Annotated in this window: 14 protein-coding genes; 8 read left to right on the forward strand and 6 right to left on the reverse strand. The window is 70.9% G+C overall.

Annotation, left to right across the window (positions count from 1 at the left end):
• Positions 1-142: 142 nt before the first annotated feature.
• Complete coding sequence (locus O0S08_RS04780) at positions 143-274, forward strand: hypothetical protein (RefSeq protein WP_269037791.1); 132 nt, start codon at positions 143-145, stop codon at positions 272-274.
• Positions 275-523: 249 nt separating this feature from the next.
• Here the strand turns inward: O0S08_RS04780 and O0S08_RS04785 are convergent, their stop codons facing one another.
• Entirely contained in the window at positions 524-2,596 is a 2,073-nt protein-coding gene (locus O0S08_RS04785; RefSeq protein ID WP_269037792.1) for a WD40 repeat domain-containing protein, read from the reverse strand.
• Between the two features lie 212 nt (positions 2,597-2,808).
• Between O0S08_RS04785 and O0S08_RS04790 the strand changes: the two genes are divergently transcribed.
• A complete protein-coding gene (locus tag O0S08_RS04790; protein ID WP_269037794.1) occupies positions 2,809-3,762 on the forward strand; it encodes a ribulose phosphate epimerase in 954 nt (317 codons plus the stop codon).
• Between the two features lie 109 nt (positions 3,763-3,871).
• Here O0S08_RS04790 and O0S08_RS04795 read toward each other — a convergent pair whose 3' ends face one another.
• The gene (locus tag O0S08_RS04795) at positions 3,872-5,671 is read right to left on the reverse strand and encodes a hypothetical protein (RefSeq protein WP_269037796.1); all 1,800 of its coding nucleotides are present in this window, start codon (positions 5,669-5,671) and stop codon (positions 3,872-3,874) included.
• Positions 5,672-5,740: 69 nt separating this feature from the next.
• Complete coding sequence (locus tag O0S08_RS04800) at positions 5,741-6,025, reverse strand: hypothetical protein (RefSeq protein WP_269037797.1); 285 nt, start codon at positions 6,023-6,025, stop codon at positions 5,741-5,743.
• 171 nt (positions 6,026-6,196) lie between these two features.
• Between O0S08_RS04800 and O0S08_RS04805 the strand changes: the two genes are divergently transcribed.
• The 6 genes from O0S08_RS04805 to O0S08_RS04830 all read left to right on the forward strand — a co-directional run bounded on the left by O0S08_RS04805 (position 6,197) and on the right by O0S08_RS04830 (position 15,908).
• Positions 6,197-7,837: a dihydroxyacetone kinase subunit DhaK gene (locus O0S08_RS04805; protein WP_269037798.1), complete on the forward strand. Its 1,641-nt coding sequence runs from the start codon at positions 6,197-6,199 to the stop codon at positions 7,835-7,837.
• Positions 7,838-8,179: 342 nt separating this feature from the next.
• Positions 8,180-9,019 carry a hypothetical protein gene (locus tag O0S08_RS04810; protein WP_269037799.1) on the forward strand — a complete coding sequence of 280 codons (840 nt, stop codon included), beginning with the start codon at positions 8,180-8,182 and terminating at the stop codon, positions 9,017-9,019.
• Positions 9,020-9,858: 839 nt separating this feature from the next.
• Positions 9,859-11,511: an MBOAT family O-acyltransferase gene (locus tag O0S08_RS04815; RefSeq protein WP_269037800.1), complete on the forward strand. Its 1,653-nt coding sequence runs from the start codon at positions 9,859-9,861 to the stop codon at positions 11,509-11,511.
• 13 nt (positions 11,512-11,524) lie between these two features.
• Positions 11,525-13,315, forward strand: coding sequence for a GDSL-type esterase/lipase family protein (locus tag O0S08_RS04820; protein WP_269037801.1), 1,791 nt, complete (start codon positions 11,525-11,527; stop codon positions 13,313-13,315).
• Positions 13,316-13,379: 64 nt separating this feature from the next.
• Entirely contained in the window at positions 13,380-14,708 is a 1,329-nt protein-coding gene (locus tag O0S08_RS04825; RefSeq protein ID WP_269037802.1) for a hypothetical protein, read from the forward strand.
• Positions 14,709-14,717: 9 nt separating this feature from the next.
• Positions 14,718-15,908, forward strand: coding sequence for a DUF4328 domain-containing protein (locus O0S08_RS04830; protein ID WP_269037803.1), 1,191 nt, complete (start codon positions 14,718-14,720; stop codon positions 15,906-15,908).
• 21 nt (positions 15,909-15,929) lie between these two features.
• On the opposite strand, the gene O0S08_RS04835 is transcribed toward O0S08_RS04830, so the two are convergent.
• The 3 genes from O0S08_RS04835 to O0S08_RS04845 all read right to left on the reverse strand — a co-directional run bounded on the left by O0S08_RS04835 (position 15,930) and on the right by O0S08_RS04845 (position 18,733).
• Positions 15,930-17,027 carry a hypothetical protein gene (locus O0S08_RS04835; RefSeq protein WP_269037804.1) on the reverse strand — a complete coding sequence of 366 codons (1,098 nt, stop codon included), beginning with the start codon at positions 17,025-17,027 and terminating at the stop codon, positions 15,930-15,932.
• Between the two features lie 94 nt (positions 17,028-17,121).
• A complete protein-coding gene (locus tag O0S08_RS04840; protein ID WP_269037805.1) occupies positions 17,122-17,550 on the reverse strand; it encodes a hypothetical protein in 429 nt (142 codons plus the stop codon).
• 184 nt (positions 17,551-17,734) lie between these two features.
• A complete protein-coding gene (locus O0S08_RS04845) occupies positions 17,735-18,733 on the reverse strand; it encodes a M15 family metallopeptidase (protein WP_269037806.1) in 999 nt (332 codons plus the stop codon).
• Position 18,734: the final 1 nt, after the last annotated feature.

Genomic DNA, 18,734 nt, shown 5'->3' on the forward strand with positions numbered 1-18,734 from the left:
CTCGCGGCGTCTCGTTCTCGCTCGAACCGATTCGCGGCGGTCGTAGGGTTGTCGGGCGCGCAGCGCGAAGGAGGCAAGGATGGCAGCGTACACCCGAGTCAGCGCAGAAGAGGCACGCCGAGCGGTCGACCGCGGAGACGCGATGTTGGTCAACGCGTACGACGACGAGGCCAAGTGGCAGAACACCCGCGTTCAGGGGGCCACGTCGTTCATGGACTTCACGCGGGCGGGCGCTCCGCCCCCGAACAAGCGAGTCATCTTTTACTGCGCTTGACCGCAGGACGCCACGGCAGTTCGCCGTGCCGAAGAGTTGGCCGCCAGCGGCCACGCCAGCGCGCAGGTGGTGAACGGGGGCTACAAGGAGCTCCTCGCAGCCGAGAGTGCCGCGGGCTGAGGGCGCGCCGGGGCTCGCGACCTCGGCCCTGCCGCGACAAGATAGCAGCCGCCCGGGCGACCCAGGAGTGCGTCGATCTGGACGACGGCGATCGGGCTCCTGCGCTCCGCCGCGACCGCCGAGTGAGGATCAGCCCCGCTTCTTCAGCCGGTGAAAGACCTGGCCCTCGACGTGGGCCAGGACCTCGTCGCCGCACATGAACAGCTCCGACACGCCGTCGGCGGTGATGCCGAAGTCGGCGCGTGTCAGCAGCGTCGGCTTGCCCCCCGAGAGCGGCACCTGTGCGCCGATGAACTCGGTCTTGTTGCGGCTGATGCCGCCTCCGAGAGTCACCAGCAACGAGCGGTTCGGGCCCGGCATGGGCTGCACGCCGAGGCTCAACTTCTTCTTCTCGGTGACGTCGAGGACGCTCTTGCGGCCGTCGCGCGAATAGAAGACGAGCTTCCCTGCGGGCAGCGGGCACACCACGCGGCCGTCGAGGGTGGGGAAGGTCCACGACGGGTTGACTCCGGTCATGTCGAAGAGCTTGGTCGCGCGCGCCTGGGCGTCGACGCGCCACGCTGCGTCGCGGAAGGTGATGAAGGCGAAGCCGTCGCTCAGGTTGTGCGCGCCCGTGCCGCCGGTGGCGTCGATGGCGTGGAGCCCGGTGACTTCCTTCCACGCGCCGTCCAGCCAGATGAGCGGCGCCGCTTGACCGTCGAAGTCGAACAGCATCGGCGCTTCGCCGAGGAACCCGACGACATCGGCGTCGCGGGGCGTGGGCAGGTGCTCGCCGCGCTCGGAGAAGTCGCGCGTGAGCCACAGGCCGTCGCGGTGCTGCAGCGCGAACAGTCCGCCCGGAGAACGTGCGGCGCAGAACACCAGCATGCGCGCCGACGTGCGCGGCGGCCACGACGTCAGGTCGACGAAGATCGACACCTCGTCGACGTACGAGCTGTAGATGATGCCGCCCGGCAGCACGCGGGTGCCCGTCGGCTCGTTCTCGAAGGGAATGACGAGGGCGTCGTCGGTGACCTGCGGCGCGGGCGTCCTCGGCGCCACCCAGTCGGTCGACGGCGCCGGCAGCTTCGGCTTCGGCGGCGGCTCCACCTTCGGCGCTTCACGCGGGACCCGGGTGGTGTCCCACACCGCGACGACGCCCTTCGTGAGCCGCTCGAGCACGAAGCGTCCGCCCGACGCGACGTGCAGCGAGCGCCAGCTCTCGAGGCGCGAGAGCTCGAGGTGCTGTTGCACGGGGGCGGCGTCGTCACCCGCGTAGAACGTGCCGGAGCCGACGGCGAAGCCGGTGGTGGTGAAGGCTTCCACGCCGCCGACGAAGCGGGCGTCGGCGAACAGCTTCGTCCGCGCGGGTTCTCCGGTGGCGATGGAGAAGGCCTGGATCGAGCGACGGCCCGAGCCCGGGAAGTAGATGGCGAGGCCGGCCACGTGCTCGCCGTCGATGGCGACGTCGTGCACGCCCCGTCCTGCGCCGAAGGAGCAGCGCCGCACCTCGCTGCCGTCCTTCGCGTCCCACACGATGAGCTCGCCCGCATCCTTCGCGCAGGTGGCGAGCCACCGGCCGTCATCGCTCAGCGCGCAGTGCTGCACGTTCTCCAGCGCGACGATGACGGCGCCGTCGAGGTCGAACAGGGTGGCGCGGTCGCGGTGGCCGCGGAGCAGCACGCGGTCTCCGCCGACGCGCAGGCGGCCGGTGCAGCCCTCGGCCCTGGCGAACACCCGCAGCCCGGAGGCCTCGAGCTTCCAGACCTCGGTCGATGCGCAGGCGATCAGCGCCGCGTCGCGCGAGAGCGCCGCGACGTCGGACACGAGGTCCTGCGGGATGCCGAGCGCGCGGAGGTCGTGCGTGGCGAGCAGCTCGCCGCTGCGGGCGTAGACCGTCGCGGTCGGCACGAAGTTGCGATTCTCGACGTCCCACACGGTCTCGCCGTCGGGCGACACGCTGCTCGCGCCGTTCCCGTCCGATACGAGGAACTGCGCCACGAGGCCCCCCTGGGCCCCGTCGAGCACGTAACCGGCCCGGAGCTTCTTGATCAGCTCGGCGACGTATTTCTCTTCGGCCTCGTGCGGCCGCTCGAAGGTCTCTTCCCTGGTCGCCGGCTTCTTCGTCGTGCCGCTGGTGATCGTCAGGCGTGTGCCGTCGAGCTCGGCCTTCCAGATGCGGAGAGTCTTGCCAGGGAGGATCAGCGCGCGCGTCGTCGTCATGCCGTGGGGAGAGGCCGTGGGTGGAGAGTCGCACCGTGCTCCGCTCCACGCGAGAGCGTACGCGCGCCAGACGGTGCAGGTATCGACCAGCAAGAATTCGGGTATGGCCTGAGCCAGCCTCGGACCGTGATCCGACATTCATCGATTTTCAGTCAAAACGAACTTTTGATTCGTTTCTTTTTCAGGAGGGTCCGGGTTTAACCGCCAGCGAAATGTCAGTTTCTTACTCCATCCCAACCGCCGCGCGCACGTGGACCCTCGCCCTCTTTGCCCTCGCCGGCTGCGCGTCACCGCCGGACGACTCCGGCGACGGCACCCTCAACACGACGAGCACCGACAGCACGTCCGTCGCGGACACGAGCAGCAGCACCACCGGGTCGACCACCGCCGTCGACCCGACGACCGGGCCGCTCACCGGCGACACGCTCGCCACCACCGAGGAGCTCACCAGCTCGACCACCGCCGAGAGCACCGGCGTCTTGCCGGACGACCCCGGGCCCGAGTGTGACCCGTGGACGCAGGACTGCCCCGAAGGACAGAAGTGCATGCCGTACGCCGGCGACGGCGGCCCGTCGTGGAACGCCCTCAAGTGCGTCGACGTCGCGCCCGACCCGGACGGCCTCGGCGAGCCCTGCACCGTGGTCGGCAGCCCGGTCAGCGGCCTGGACAGCTGCGACGAGGGCCTGATGTGCTGGGACGTCGACGCCGACACGCAGATGGGCGCGTGCGTCGCCATGTGCACCGGATCGCCGGACGAGCCGGTCTGCGCCGATCCCTCGACCCACTGCGCGGTCTCCGGGGGCGGCGCCCTCATCCTGTGCATCCCGGGCTGCGACCCCCTCGATCAACCCTGCCCGGACGGCGACGTGTGCATCCCCAACCCGGACGACCCGGAGTCCTTCGTCTGCGCGCCCGATGTCAGCGGCCCCGAGGGCCAGACCTTCGACCCCTGCGAGTACGTGAACGAGTGCGACGCGGGCAACCTCTGCCTCCCGCCGGTGTTGGCCGGCGAGTGCGACCCGATGATCCTCGGCTGCTGCCTCGCCTACTGCGACATCACCCAGCCGAACACGTGCACCGGCCAGGGCCTCGAGTGCATCCCCTGGTTCCCGGAGGGCCTGGCCCCGCCGACGCTCGAGACAGTCGGCTTCTGCGGCCTCCCGTAGTGAGTCGCGAGTCCGGGCCCGTCGGATTCGAGCTCGCCGAGCGCGGGCTCATGCTCGCGCGCAGCGCAGCTCGTCGGCCGTCGGGTGCGAGCCGACGGCCCGGGGTGATTCAGTCACCCGGCACCTGTTCGGCCAGCGCGCGGTACTTCGGGCAGTTGCCGGCGACCGTCGCGATCGGCTCGTCGCCGTTCAACGTCGGCAGGTCCTGCCCGCACGTCGCCAGGTCGAGGCCGATCCCCTCGAGCGCGCCCCAGTACCCGTATTGAAAGAAGCTCTCGGGGATCCCCGGCGCGCCGGCCAGGCTGAAGTGCATGAACAGGTCGGTGCCGAAGTGCTCCTTCCACAGCGCGAGGTAGCTCGTGTACGCCGCGTACATGCGCGCGTCGTGCTGCGCCAGGTGCTTGATCGGCAGGTTGGTCGCGCCGCTCAGGCCCTGGCCGCCCTCGTACGCGACGATCGGGATCCCGTACTCGGCGCCCAGCTGCGCGAACTCGGCGTACGTCGCGGCCTTGCCGGCGATGTCCTGATCGATCGCCGCGAACAGCGAGTCCATGGCGCCGGTCGAGTCGTCGTTCGGCGGCCCGAAGTACGGCGCCTGCGCCACCGCGGCCACGTGGGTCTTCGGATCGCCGTAGTTCTTGGTGATGAACTGCAGGCCGACGTCGCTGAACGCCGGCCCGAGCGCCCACCCGGCGAGCACCGGCGCGACCGCGTCCTCCTTGCCGATGGTCGCGAACGCGGCCTTGAACGCGCCCCCGATCTTCACCAGGCGGTCGGCGTTGTACTGCCCGACCTTCATCAGATCGAGGTTGCCGTTCATCCAGTCGGGCCCGTAGGCGCCGCTCGTCTCGCCCGTGTAGCGCCCCGGGTCGGCGTTGGCCGCGGCGAGGAACGTCCCGTAGGCCGAGAAGCCGCCGTTCCAGGTCTCGTTGCTGTTCTCGACGTACAGGCGAAACGGCGTGGTGAACCCGGCGGCGTCCCGGGCGCTCTGGATGCGCGAGAAGTCGAGCTCCTGGGCGAAGAACTGCGCCATCTGGGCGATGAAGTCGTCGTCGACCTTCTCGGGCACGGTCAGCCACGCGTCCTTGCCGGTCTCGTTGATCAGCTCGGCGATGAGCTCGTAGGGCACGCCGTCCTGGGCGCCGAAGCGCGCCGTGGTCGGCCGGTCGCTCCAGCTCACCAGCTGGCTGTTGTTGGTCGCCTCCCAGTCCATGAAGCGCAGCGCGCGAAACGGGGTCAGCGCGGCGAGGAACGCCGGATAGAAGCTCGCCGTCGGCTCGACGCCGGGCGGGTACAGGCGCAGGCTGGTCACCGACTGCCCCGGGCCGTTGGCGATGGTGATGCTGAGCAGCTGACCGAACACGCCCGGCGTCTGCGTGAGGTCGACGAGGCCGCGGTGGACATCGCCCTCGTCGGTGACATCGTGCAGGTTGCCGATGCCGCCCACGCTGACCGTGCCGCTGCCCTCCCACACGAGCTCGTACGTGCCGGTCGGGAACAGGAAGCCGACATCGGTCTGCGAGGTGCCGCTCTGGCCGGCGCCGGGCAGGCCGTTGGCGTCGAGCGTGCCCGAGAAGCCGCTCAGCTGGCGGCCGAAGTCGGCGGCCCACAGATCCGCCGAGACATTGGTCCCGACGTAGGCGGAGATGGTCGGGTTCGGATTGACCTGCCCGCTGTCCTCGGTCGTGCCCGCGCTGCTGGTGGTCGGTTCGTCGGGGCCGCTGCTGGTGGTCGGCGTGCCGGGGCCGGTCACGTCCACGGTCTCGCCGACGCTGCTCGAGCTGGTCTCGGAACCACCGCTGGAGCCGATGCTGCCGGAGCTCGCGCTCGTGTCGTCGCCTTGGCCGTCACCGCCGCACGCGGCCATCACCGCCAGCGTCGAGATCAACGCGCTTCGAATCAGGGACATGTTCGCAGGGTATGCGATCGGCACGGCCGCAGTCACGGTGAGCCCGGGGGCGCTGGCGACGAGGACGTCTCATGCGCGAAAACGCCGATGCGTGCGACCTGTCCCCGAGACCAGGATAGCGCGCGGGGCCCTGGACCCCCGCATGTCCCTCACGTGGGCATGTGGCGACCAAGGATGCGCGCGCCCCGTCGGACGACGCTTCGACGGCACGGCAAGCTCGAGCACCACGACGCCGGTCGCCTCCACTGCGCCATCGGCCACGTCGCGCCGGTCGACGAGGCTGCGAGCTTCGACCGCGAGCTCGAGGCCGCTCGAGCGCTCCGCCGCCACCGCCGAGAACTTGTTCGCCAACATCAAGCCACCATCATCCCGGTGAGACCTGCCCGGTTGCATCGACGCTGAGCCGATACAACCAGCCGGCTCGTCTGGCTCGGTGCCGTCGGCCGAGACGAGCACCGCCGCAACCTCGTCTGCGCGCGGCCAGTGGGGGCTGATCACGGCCGGTGGTTGTGCGACCATCGCCGCGTGAAGCACTTCATCAACGAGCGGGCGGACATCGTCCGTGAGGCGATCGACGCCGCGGTGATGCTCGGCGAGGGCAAGCTCGCCCGGCTCGACGGCTACCCCGCGATCAAGGTCGTCGTGCGCGCCGACTGGGACCGCAGCCGGGTCGCGGTGATCTCGGGCGGCGGGGCGGGACACGAGCCGGCGCACGTCGGCTTCGTCGGCGACGGCATGCTGACCGCCGCGGTCAGCGGCGAGATCTTCGCCTCGCCGAGCGTCGACGCGGTGCTCGCGGCGATCCTCGCCGTCACCGGCGCGCCGGGCTGCCTGCTCGTCGTCAAGAACTACACCGGCGACCGCCTCAACTTCGGGCTCGCGGCCGAGAAGGCGCGCGCGCTCGGGCTCGAGGTCGAGATGGTCGTCGTCGGCGACGACATCGCGATCCCCGAGGCGCCGCGCCCGCGCGGCATCGCCGGCACTCTGTTCGTGCACAAGGTCGCCGGCCACCTGGCCCGCGAAGGGGCGCCGCTTTTGGCGGTGAAGCGCGCCGCGGAGCGCGTCGCCGGGGCGGTGTGCTCGCTCGGCCTGTCGTTCACGTCGTGCACGATCCCCGGCCAGCCGGCGGAGCTGCGGCTCGGCCCGGACGAGGTCGAGCTCGGCCTCGGGATCCACGGCGAGCCCGGCGCGGAGAAGATCCGCTACGCGCCGGTGCGCGAGCTCGCCGAGGTCCTCGTGTCACGCCTCCACGCGCGGCTCGGCGACGCGGGCTCGCCCGTCGCGCTGCTGATCAACGACCTCGGCGGAGTGCCGCCGATCGAGATCGCGGTCGCCACGGGGTCGCTGCTCGCGTCGATGCGGCGCGAGGTCGGTCTGGTGTTCGGCCCGGCGCGGCTGATGACGTCGCTCGACATGAAGGGCCTGTCGTTGTCCGCGCTCGCGCTCGACCCCGAGCTCGAGCGCGCGCTGCTGTCCCCAGTCGGCCCGGCCGCGTGGGTGCCCGGGCGTCGCGTCGCCCGCGTCGCGCCGGTCCCGTTGCCCGCGGGCCTGCGGCCCGAGCCGCTCTCGCCGTCGGTGCACGTGGCGCGCCGACGCGTGGTCGAGGTCGTGTGCGAGGCGCTGGTCGCCCGCGAGGCCGAGCTCAACGCGCTCGACGCGAAGGTCGGCGACGGCGACACCGGCACGACGTTCGCGACGGCGGCGCGCGCCGTGCTGGCCGAGCTCGATCGCCTCCCGTTCGCCGACGCGGGGGCGCTGTGTGCGGCGATCGCCGGGCGCCTGTCGAGCGTGATGGGCGGCTCGAGCGGGATCTTGCTGTCGATCGGGGTGTCGGCGATGGGCGTCGCGGTGAGAGCGTCACAGGACTGGCCGGCGGCGCTGCGCGCGGGGGTGCGGCGGATCCAGCAGGTCGGCGGCGCCGAGGCGGGCGACCGGACGATGCTCGACGCGTTGCTCCCGGCGATCGCGGCGCTCGAGGCCGACGAGGGACTGGCAGCGGCCGCCGCAGCGGCGCAGCAGGGCGCGGAGGCGACGCGGACGATGACGCGGACGCACGCCGGTCGCGCGAGCTACGTGCCCGAGAGCGCGTTGCGTGGCGTGCCCGATCCGGGGGCCGTCGCCGTCGCGGCGATCTTCGATGCGCTCGCGACGGCGTCGTCCGGGTGATGCGGCCTGCGCGTCACCTCGGCCGCACCGCCCCGGCCTCGCTTCACCCGCTGTCCGATCGACCATGGCCGTCAGGACATGTTGGTGATGCGGCGAACGTGCGCAGCGGGCCCCGTCGATGTTCGAGCGGACACGCGCGGCCTCACTGCACGTTCCACGCGTCTTGATGCGATCGGCCGAGTGAGGTTGCCGGGTCGGCACCGATGGTCGTGTCGATCCATGCGAGCTCCGGGGACAGCGGCCCGCGGCAGCGCTCTTCCCTGATCTCCACTCGACGCATCCGAGCCGTGGTAGGTTCGGCGCTGCAGGAGCGTCGACCTGCTACCAGGATTGAGGAGTGCGATGACTGCAGAGAGCACCTCGGAGATCGTCGATCGGTTTGTGCGTGACCTGGGCTGCCCCGCGGAGGGTCCGGAGCTCGCGTTGGACTCCGCTCGCGCCCTCGCGCGCGTTCCGCCCGAGCAGCTCGTGCCCCACGTCGCGCCGATCGTCACTGCGCTGGCGAAACGGTTCCGGGTCACCGGCGGCGACCCGGCGATCGATCGCGCCGCCGATGTGCTCGAGCGGATCGAGCCGGGTGCGCTCGCGGCGGCGCTCGCGGGCGCGATCGGTGCCGGCGACGAGGCGGCGCGCGCGTGCTGGCTCCGCGAGCTCGACGGCCTCGCGCTCGCGTGCCCCGCCCTCTTTCCCGCGCTCGAGTCGCTCGCGCCGCGCCCACCCGCGCCCGCTGGCGACGCCGCGTTCGAGGCCGAGGTCGGGCGCTTCGCGCCCTATGTCGACGCGTTCCTCGCCGCGCTCGCCAAGAAGGCCGCGCTCGGCTCGCTCGGGGCGTACAAGGCGGTGGTGCGCGCCCGACTCCGGAGCCCGAGGGTGCTCGACCCGTATCTCGCGCTCGACTGGGCCGCCCTCTCGCTCCTCACCATGGACGAGAAGTCGCTCGCCTTCGACGCGATGGCGCACGCGCCCGCACCGAACGTCGAGCTCATTGACTTCGGCGTGTGCGTGTACAAGCGCCTCGTCGAGGTGGTGGAGGACCCGGCGACGGAGATCGATCGCGCGGAGCTGCGCGAGCTCAAACCGGACTACGCGGACGAGGTCGAGCTCGGGCAGACGGTCGGCGTGTTCGATCGCGACCGCGAGCGCGCGCTCAAAACCGCCGCCCTCCGTGCGTTTGGCCTGTGAGGCGGCGAGACAACCTGCGTCGGCGCGAGCCTAGCACCGACGCTGCGGTTCAAGCGCTGCGGCGTCGTCGAGCTCGACACGTCCGAGAGGCGCTGTCACGTCCGGGGTCGCCGCGGCGACGACGGGAGCAGGCAGGACAGAAAGATCCCCGCGCCTCTCGAACCACCGCGTCGATCGCCGTCGTCGTCGCTGTCGGCGAGATCCGACTCGCCCGGCTCGTAGACGATCAGGTCGCCCGGCTGGCAGCCGAGCGCCGCACATCACTTCGCCAGCGTCGAGGAGCGTGCGCCTCACACCTTGCCCGAGCGGACGTGCTGTTCGCGACCAGGACCCACGAGGGATAGAAGCGCCGCCGGAGGATGCGGAGGTCCCGCTCACCTCCGGGCTCGTCGGCGCGCTGCAGGCGCTCGGGGGAGGAAGGGCAGGACGCGACGTGGGTTCTCCCTCGGCGCATCGGGCGCGAACCCGAACCTGAGCGCTTCCGGAGCGACGACCGCGACCCGGCCGACTCGAGATCGCAGCCGGTCTTCCTGGGTACGGACCGGCGTCACTCGCCGGAGCAGCGTCTGCCTCTGCGAGCCCTCAAGCACCCCGCCCGGCGCACGGGAGACACCACGCGGTACCACACGTGGATCGGCTCGGGCGGGGAGGGCGGTGGACGCGATCACCGCCCGCCCGAGCCGCCGTCTCCGCCGCCGTCTGAACGGCGGGGAAGACGAAGCGGAAAAAGCCCCGGATTGCGCATATAGCGTGAGCCAAGCGCCCTCGGAAGTTTTCGGGGAAATTTCGCGTTCTCGGGCCGCGCGGGTAGCGTGAGCGCCCGACGTCGCCGGCAACCGATGCTCTTCGTCAGCTTCGACTTCCTGCTCTTCATCGTCCCCGTGCTGCTGATCTCGTGGGGGCTGTCGCACGTGCCCGTGCTGCGCGTGCTGTTCCTGATCGCGGCCAGCTATTTCTTCTACATGGCCGGGCCCGAGACGGACCCGCTGCAGCCGCCCTGGTACTACGTCGGGCTGCTGCTGCTGTCGACGGTGCTCGACTACGTGTGCTCGCGGCAGATCTGGCAGCAGCGCGAGGCCTTCGAGGGCAAGGACGCGCGGGCGAAGACGGCTGCGACGCGCACGCGCAACTTCTGGCTCGGCGTCAGCCTGGTCGGCAACCTCGGCCTGCTCGGCTACTTCAAGTACACCAACTTCTTCCTCGGGGTGTTCTCCGACGTCGCCCACGCGCTGGGGATGTCGGTGGTGGTGCCGCACCTCGAGCTGCTGCTGCCGATCGGGATCAGCTTCTACACCTTCCAGACGCTGAGCTACACGATCGACGTGTGGCGCGGGCGGCTGACGCCGGAGCCGAACTTCCGCAAGTTCGCGCTGTTCGTGGTGTTCTTCCCGCAGCTGGTGGCCGGGCCGATCGTGCGCGCGCACGAGTTCCTGCCGCAGCTGCACCGCCCGCCGCGCCTGTCGGCCGAGGCGATGACGCGCGGGATGTACCGCGTGCTGATCGGTGTGGCGAAGAAGGCGATCCTCGGCGACTGGATCGCGTCGCAGTTCACCGACGCGGTCTTCAACGCGCCCGAGAACTACACGTCGCTCGAGATCCTGCTGTCGCTGTACGCGTTCACGTTGCAGCTGTACGCCGACTTCAGCGGCTACACGGACATCGCCATCGGCGTGGCGTTGATGCTCGGCTTCGTGCTGCCGGAGAACTTCGAGCGGCCGTACCAGGCGAAGAACCTCGGCGAGTTCTGGCGCCGCTGGCACATGACGCTGTCGACCTGGCTGCGCGACTACGTGTTCTTCCCGCTCGGCGGCAGCAAGGGCTCGCCGGGGCGGGTGTACTTCAACCTGTGGCTGACCATGTTCCTGGTCGGCATGTGGCACGGGGCCAGCTGGAACTTCGTGCTGTACTCGAACATCCACGCGCTGGCGATGGTGTTCAACCGCTGGAACCGGCTGCGCAAGCGCGGCGCGGCGACGGCGAAGACGCGGGCGATGTGGGTCACCGGCATGCTGCTGCTGTTCGGCGCGGTGGTCGGCCTGTCGTCGTCGGTGCTGCAGCTCGGCCAGCCGGAGAGCCTCGGCCTCGCGGGCTTCGCGGTGCTGATGTTCCTGATCGTGGCCCGCCTGCCCGAGACGGGGACGGCCTGGAACACCGCGCTGCACGTGCTGCTGACGTTCCACTTCACGGTGCTGTCGCGGGTGTTCTTCCGCGCCGACGACCTCGACACCTCGCGCAAGATGATCGCCGGGCTGCTCCGCTTCGACGCCCACGGGATCCGCGACGGCCTCATCACCCCGGCCGTGTGGGCGGTGCTGCTGTTCGGGATCGGCTACCACCTGCTGACGCCGAAGGGCCTGGTCGACCGCGAGTCGTACGCGGTGTTCCGCCGCCTGCCGGGGCCGGTGATCGGGCTGCTGCTGGCGCTGCTGGGCCTCGCAGTCCACCTGCTGCTGTCCAGCGGGCCGCGGGCCAACATCTACTTCCAGTTCTGAGGGACATGACCCGATGACCAGCAGGACCGCGACCGCGGACGAACACGAGGGGCTCCTCGACGGCGAGGAGCGCAAGGTCAAGGTCGACCTCACGCGCGACGAGGAGCACGCGGCGAGTTACCCGCCCGGGACCTTCCGCAAGGTCATCGGCGCGATCGTCGGGCTGGGCCTGGCGATCGGCCTGACCTACGCAGTGCCGGCGCCGCAGGTCTCGACGGCCGCGGAGGAGCCGGAGAAGGGGAGCCTCGCCGCTGCGCTGGTGGCCTGCTTCGCGGCGCAGCCGGGGCTGGCGGGGTCGAGCTGCCTGCACCTGGCGCGGCCGTGGACGCTCGCGACCGACCCGGACACCGGCGAGTACAAGTACGTGCCGTTCTGGAACCTGATCGGCCGCGAGCTGCTGGGGATGGGCCAGAAGGCCGAGGTCGCCGACGCGGAGGTCAAGGAGGCGATCGCGGTCGCCCGCGCGGAGGCGGAGAAGGCGGAGGTCGAGGAGTTCAAGGAGGTCGAGGTCCGGGCGACGCCGGTGCAGGAGGACGAGAAGGTGCCGCCGCTCGCGCCGCACGAAGACGACGCGGAGCCGGTCGAGGTGCCGCTCGAGCGGCCCGAGGCGCTCGACCGCTTCTACGCGGCGCTGACCCGCACGCAGCTGGGCCTGCCGGGGGCGATCACGCGGGCGATGCACTACGGTGATTCGGCGATCGGCAACGACGGGATCACGGGGGCGATCCGCAGCAAGCTGCAGGCCCGCTTCGGCGACGCCGGCCACGGCTTCCACCTGCTCGGCCAGCCCAACGCCAGCTACCGCCACCAGGGCGTGCGCTTCGACGAGCGCAGCCAGTGGCAACATTGCTTCATCATCTTCGACTGCAAGAAGGACGGCTATTACGGGCTCGGCGGGACGACCTTCGAGTCGGCCGGGGGCGCGGAGATCCGGCTGTCGACGGCCCAGAAGGGCCCGATGGGCCGCAAGGTGGCCCGCTACGAGGTCTGGTACGCGGGGCTGCCGAAGGGCGGCAAGCTGCGGCTCAAGCTCGACGAGCAGGAGCCGGTCGAGCTCGAGACGGCGGCGGACCAGCTCGAGGACCGCTGGCACGTGATCGAGACCGACGACGGCGAACACACCCTGTCGGTCCGCGCGGCCGGCGGCGGCAAGGTCCGCGCGTACGGAGTGGCGATGGAGCGCAGCGTGCCCGGCGTGGTCTACGACGAGATGAGCCAGATCGGCGCGCTCACCCGCCGCCTGCTCAACTTCGACGCGGAGCACCTGCAGCGCCAGCTCGCCCGCCGCGACCCCGACCTGCTGGTGCTCATGTTCGGCGGCAACGACATGAACACGCAGGGCACGATGGAGAAGTACAGGGCCGAGTACTCTTCGGTGATCCAGCTGTTCCGCAAGGGCGACCCGCAGCTGCCGTGCCTGGTGATGGCGCCGCTCGACCACGGCGAACGCGACGGCTCGGGCAAGATCGTGACGCGGCCGATCGTGACGAAGCTGGTCCAGGCCCAGCGCGAGGTGGCCCAGGCCGAGGGCTGCGCCTTCTTCGACACCTACGAGGCGATGGGCGGCTCGGGCTCGATGGGCCGGTGGGTCCGCTCGTCTCCCGCCCTCGGCGCCGGCGACCTGTCGCACCTCACCCACCACGGCCACAAGGTGGTCGGCTCCATGCTGTACCGCTCGCTGATGCAGGGATACGCCGATTATCGCCAGCGCATCGCCGGAACGCCGGTCAAGGCGCTGAGCGAGGCGCCGGCGAGCGGGAGTCAGCCGGTCAAGGCCGACACGCCGAGCGACGCGGCCCCTTGACAGGGCGAGAGCGAGGCGCGATTTCGCGCCTTCGGGCCCGCGCGAAGCTTGATACAGTCGCGTCGTGCGAACGCAGGTGACGTGGGCCCTCGCGCTGGCCGCGGCCGGCTGCGGCGGCAAGGGCAGCATCCTGGACGAGCTGACCGCCACCGCCGGGCAGACCTACGATCCGTCGTACGGCCCCTCGGGTGAGCCTGACGACTCAGGCGACGAGCCGACGGGCGGAGCGACGACGGGCGCGACGACGGGCGACGAGCCGACGTCGGGCGGGCCGCCGGGGACGGGTCCGATCGACGTGCTGTTCGTGATCGACAACACCGGCTCGATGGCGGACGAGCAATCGCTGCTGGCCAAGAACATCGCCGCGCTGGTGAACACCGAGCGCGACCTGCGGATCGGCATCACCACCACGGACGTCGGCAACCCGCGCTGCCCGCAGGCACAGACGACGCCGGAGCGCGGGGCGATGGCGACGGGGAGCTGCGTCGAGGCGGCCGCGCTCGGCGACTTCTCGTTCAACATGGAGGACTTCTCGTACGCGTGCACCGATGTCTGCGCCCTCGCATCGATCGACGTCGTGCCGACGCCGACCACCGAGGAGCCCGAGCCGGAGGTGCGGCCGTGGTTCGAGCGCACCGGCGGGGTCACCAACCTCGCCGAAGAGGGCCTGAGCCTGGTGCAGGCGCTGCAGTGCGCGCTGCCGCGGGGCGTGGCGGGCTGCGGCTTCGAGTCGCCGCTCGAGAGCATGCGCATGGCGCTGGCCCGGGCGATGGACGCGAGCTCGCCCGAGTACGGGTTCTTGCGGCGCGAGGCCGACCTGGTGGTGGTGATCCTGACCGACGAGGTCGATTGCAGCTACAACCCGGCGTTCGACGACATCTTCGAGACCAACATGATCTTCTGGGAGGACCCGGATTGGCCGGCCCCGACCAGCGCGGTGTGCTTCAACGCGGGGGTCCAGTGCGAGGGCGCGGGGCCGGCGTATGAGGCCTGCCCCGCGACCAACTACAACATCGAGGGCGAGCCCGGCGTCGCCGACGACGAGGCGGTGCTGTGGCCGGTGTCGCGCTACACCGATCTGCTGGCCGACATTCAGGCGAGCAAGACCGGCGGGGCGCGGGTGCGGCTGCTGGCGATCGCCGGGGTGCCGCGCGGCTTCGAGACCGGCGACGCGGCCCTGGTGTTCGCGGACGACCCCGATCCGGAAGATAACGATCTGTTCGGCATCGGCCCCGGCTGCGTGCTGGCGAATCCCGACGACCCGGACTATTCGCAGACCGCCAGGCCGCCGGTGCGCATGCTCGAGGTCGGCGCCAGCCTCGGGCCGCTCGAGTTCCATTCGATCTGCCAAAACGACTACTCCGTGCCGCTCGCGAAGATCGCCCAGCCCTGAGAGCCCCCCATGTCCGCACGCCAGCACCACTTCTCGTTCGCCAAGAAAGTCATCCCCGCCGAGACGTTCCGCGCGCCCGACCGCATGTTCGCGGAATTGACGGGTCCGCAGCGCGAGGCCTTCCTGTTCTTCCTGTGGACGGAGTCGGGCAAGGGGCTGGCCGAGGCGCTGCCGCACGTGGGGCTGGCCCCCGGCGGGCTCGAGATGGCGAAGCTCGACGTCGTCGGTCACGTGACGGCGGGCGACACCGAGGTCGTGGTGATCTCGATGCCGCCGGCGCTCAACGCCAACGAGGCGATGTTCCTGGCGCTGGTGCGGCGGGCAGGCGCGCCGAGCGTGTTCTTCTACGAGCGCTGCGCCGATCTCAGCACCGGGACGGTGCACCCGAAGGAGGCGGTGCTGGCGGAGACGCGGCCCGACGGCAGCCGCAGCAACTACGGGTTCCACGAGGGCCTCGACCTGCAGTCGTTCAAGGCCCAGCTCGAGAAGATCCTCGGCGTCTCGCTGGCGGGCCTCGAGAGCAGCCTCGAGCCGGTGACCGCGGCGGCGTTCGTGGCGGCCGGGGCGGCGCGCACGAGCGGGGGGCGCTCGACGATCCGGCGCGTGGCCGAGCCGGCGAGGCCGAAGCCCGGCTCGGTGCTCGAGGTGCTGCTCCTGCTGCGCTTCAGCCTGCCGCTGGTGATGTACGCGGTGTGGAAGACGGTGCCGTCGCTGGGCTATCAGCTGGCGCCGGCGATCGGGCCGCTGTACACGCTGTTGTCTATTGGGATCGGGATCTCGCTGGTGGTGTTTTTGTACAAGGTGTACGACGCGCGCCGCGGACAGACGCCGTTCGGGCCGGGGATGGCGGTGGCGGGCTGGATGATCCCGGTGGCCCAAATGGTGATGCCGCCGCTCATCGTCGGCGGGGCCTATCGGGCGGTGGTCCGCTCGAGCGCCGGCCTGATGGTGACCGTGTGGTGGCTGGCGTGGCTGGTGCAGATGGTGAACGAGGTGATGCGCGGGCTGAGGGCGCAGCTCAGCCGCGTCGACGGCGGCGACTGGTACGCGGCGTTCGAGGCGGGCGGCGGGTTCCACCTGCCCGAGCCGGTGGCCGACCTCTACATCATGATGAGCTCGGGCATCGGCTCGCTGCTGACGACGCTCGCGGCCTACGGGATCTTGTGGCACATCGTGAGATCGATCCGCGCCAAGCTGTGACCCGCGCGACGATCGCCGAGGTCACGGGCCTGCGAGCTCGATGTCGACGGTGAGCGCCGGGTCCACCGGCCCGCCGACGCGGGACGTGAATTGCCAGGCGCCCGCGGTGAGCTGCATGGTATGAGCGCCGCGGCTCAGGGTGCCGTTGAACCCGGGCTGCGGCTCCAGCGGGTCCTGGGTGCAAGCGGTCAGACGTACCTCGTCGCTGAGCGTGAGGTCGTAGTTCGCAGTCTCGGGGACGTCGAAGCGGGCGCCGATGATGTACGCGGTCCCGCCGGCGTCGGTGAAGATCGGGCCCACCGTCCACGGCTCGTCGCAGGCGCCGGTCGCCTCGAAGTGGAGCGCGGGGGCCGGACCGGAGCTCCACGCGATCGGCGAATAGGCGCACGCGAAATTCGGGTGACGCTCGAAGGTCGGCCGCGCCGCGGCATAGTCCGCCTCGAGCGTCTCGACGTCGACGCCCAGGTGTTCGGCGACCACGCTCGCCCGCCGCCCGGCGGCCCAGGGATCCTCGCCTCCCTCGTTGCTGGCCGCGTAGAGCTCGAGGAATCCCGCGAGTCCGAGCTTCTGGGCGATGTAGCGAGTGAAGCGCGCGGCGTCGGCGTAGAAGACGTCGTCGCTCGTGGCGGCGCTGAAGAGCACGTCGGGCGCCCCTGGGTCCTCGGTCCCCTTGGGAGGGATGTAGTAGGGCTCGCCGTCCTCCAGCATCGTCGCCGTGCCCTCGATGAGCCACGGCGCGGGGGTGCCGAGCCGGGCGAGCAGGGCGTGCGCCATCTCGTGGCTGGCGGCCTGCAAATCGCTGTAGATGGCGATGCCGTCGTCGCTGCGGGTCGTGCAATCGTCTCTGCCGAACGGGCACCCCGGATAGCCGTCGCGCGCCCAGTACATTTTGAAGGGATCGTCGCGTCCGACGATCGCGACGATGCGGTCGCGCTGGGCCTGCAGGTACGGCAAGGTGCCGGCGCAGACCGCCTCGTCGAAGTCGGTGTAGAGGTGGAAGCCGTCGAGCTCGAAGCTCTGGGCGGCGGGGAAGTCCTCCTCCGCGCGGCAGGCGAGGCCGGGCGCGAGGAGGAGGGCGAGGAGCCAACGCGGCGAGGTCGATCGCAATCGCGGACGCACGCCTCGAGGGTCGCATGGTTCGCGACCCAGGACATCGGACTCCGCTCGACGGGGCCACGGAGCGCCGTGCAAGAACGAGCGGGACGGTGCGGCCCTAGTCGCGGCTGAAGCGGCGCCACAGGCCGAAGCCGACGCCGAGGCCGAGCAGGATCAGGATGCCCAGCGGGATGCGGTAGAGCAGCGGCTTGCCGAGGTCGTCGACCTTCACGCCGAGCAGGCCGGCGGCGTCCTCCGGGGTCAGCTCCCACACGTTGTCGCCGTGGTAAAGGCAATACTTGCCGTCCCAGGTCCACAGGTCGAGCCAGAACACGCCGAACTGACTGTAGAGATAGCCGACCTTCACGTCGTGGCCGGTGGTGTCGTCGGCGAACTGCTTGGCCTCGCCGGCCAAATCGTCATAATGCAGGATGCTCTCGCCGTGGGTGATTAACAGGATACCCTTGCCGGCGTGGGCCTCGGTCGAGGCGAGAGCGACGCCCGCGAGCGCGAGCGCGGGGATGGAAAGAGACAGCAGTGGGCGCATTCGTACCTCCGCGGCGATGCTCCCAGCGGGCCCGGGCGCTGTCAAACGGCGCCCGGAGGGGTGAGGCGGTCGACATTGTCGAGGGCGGGGAGAGAACAGGGTTTGTCGGCGAGGTCGTCGTCGTCGGCGAGAAACTCGGGCGCTGCGGCGGGAGATCGGGCCGCTCGAACGCCTGGGGCAAAGATCAGAGGGCCGCGGCGTAGGGGATGTCGAGCGGGGCGGCGTCCGGGTCGCGGAAGGTGAAGTGCCACCATTCCTTGTCGTACGGGGTGAAGCCTTGGGCCTGCAAGGTGCGGCGCAGGAGCCGGCGGTTGGCGAGCGCGGGGCCGGCGGCGCGGGCGTAGTTGCTCTCGGGCCCGAGGTGGTCCCACGCGGTGCCCATGTCGAGCGGCTCGCAGGTGCCGGCGCGCGCGAGGGTGAGGTCGATGGTGTCGCCGCGGTTGTGACCGGAGCGCCGGGCGATGTAGCCGTCGTCGACGAGCCGCCGCCGACCGCTGCGCTCGGCCCACTCGACCATGGCGAGGCTGGCTCGCACCGGGCGATAGGCGTCGTACACGAGGAGCGTCAGGCCCTGCGAGCCGAGGGCGGCCTGCGCCCGCGCGAGCGCCTCGGCCGGGCGCGCCCGCAGCCACGAGCCGGGCGCCTCGTAGCCGGGCAAGACCGCCCCGGTGAAGTTGTCGGCGGTGGCGTAGCGGACGTCGAAGCAGGCGCCGGGCAGGGCAGCGCGCAGGTCGACCAGGCCGGGCGGGGGACGAGTGGAGATGTTCTTTTGGACAGGTGATGTGTCCGGGCGACCAGGTCCGGAGCTCGCGGCGAGAGAGGTGTCCGCCGGGACATGTGCGGTGGGCGGAGTGAATCGATAGATGTCCCCGGGGACATGTGATGTGTCCCCGGAGACAGGGACGGCGATCGGAGCATTGCCGGCGCCAGCGGTGCCCGGGGCGAGTTGTGAAATGTCTCCGGGGACAGGTGATGTGTCCCCGGAGACAGGGGCTTCTGTCGGGGTACCGCCGGCGTCCGCGGTGCCCGGGGCGCCTTGTAAAATGTCTCCGGGGACAGGTGGTGAGCCCCCGGAGACAGCGGCGGCGGTCGAGGCGTCGCCGGCGTCGCACGCGGCGAGGAGGACGAGGAGCAGGCGCCGCGGCCCGGGCGGTGCGTGGTCTGGAGCGAGTGCGCGGGGCATG

This window comes from Nannocystis punicea, from assembly GCF_026965555.1.
Classification (GTDB): Bacteria; Myxococcota_A; Polyangia; order Nannocystales; family Nannocystaceae; genus Nannocystis; species Nannocystis punicea.

Bases quoted from the DNA above. Each gene is read 5' to 3' on its own strand.
- O0S08_RS04780 (WP_269037791.1), top strand. From the start codon at position 143: ATGTTGGTCAACGCGTACGACGACGAGGCCAAGTGGCAGAACACCCGC.
- O0S08_RS04785 (WP_269037792.1), bottom strand. From the start codon at position 2,596: ATGACGACGACGCGCGCGCTGATCCTCCCTGGCAAGACTCTCCGCATC.
- O0S08_RS04790 (WP_269037794.1), top strand. From the start codon at position 2,809: ATGTCAGTTTCTTACTCCATCCCAACCGCCGCGCGCACGTGGACCCTC.
- O0S08_RS04795 (WP_269037796.1), bottom strand. From the start codon at position 5,671: ATGTCCCTGATTCGAAGCGCGTTGATCTCGACGCTGGCGGTGATGGCC.
- O0S08_RS04800 (WP_269037797.1), bottom strand. From the start codon at position 6,025: ATGTTGGCGAACAAGTTCTCGGCGGTGGCGGCGGAGCGCTCGAGCGGC.
- O0S08_RS04810 (WP_269037799.1), top strand. From the start codon at position 8,180: ATGACTGCAGAGAGCACCTCGGAGATCGTCGATCGGTTTGTGCGTGAC.
- O0S08_RS04815 (WP_269037800.1), top strand. From the start codon at position 9,859: ATGCTCTTCGTCAGCTTCGACTTCCTGCTCTTCATCGTCCCCGTGCTG.
- O0S08_RS04820 (WP_269037801.1), top strand. From the start codon at position 11,525: ATGACCAGCAGGACCGCGACCGCGGACGAACACGAGGGGCTCCTCGAC.
- O0S08_RS04830 (WP_269037803.1), top strand. From the start codon at position 14,718: ATGTCCGCACGCCAGCACCACTTCTCGTTCGCCAAGAAAGTCATCCCC.
- O0S08_RS04840 (WP_269037805.1), bottom strand. From the start codon at position 17,550: ATGCGCCCACTGCTGTCTCTTTCCATCCCCGCGCTCGCGCTCGCGGGC.
- O0S08_RS04845 (WP_269037806.1), bottom strand. From the start codon at position 18,733: ATGCCCCGCGCACTCGCTCCAGACCACGCACCGCCCGGGCCGCGGCGC.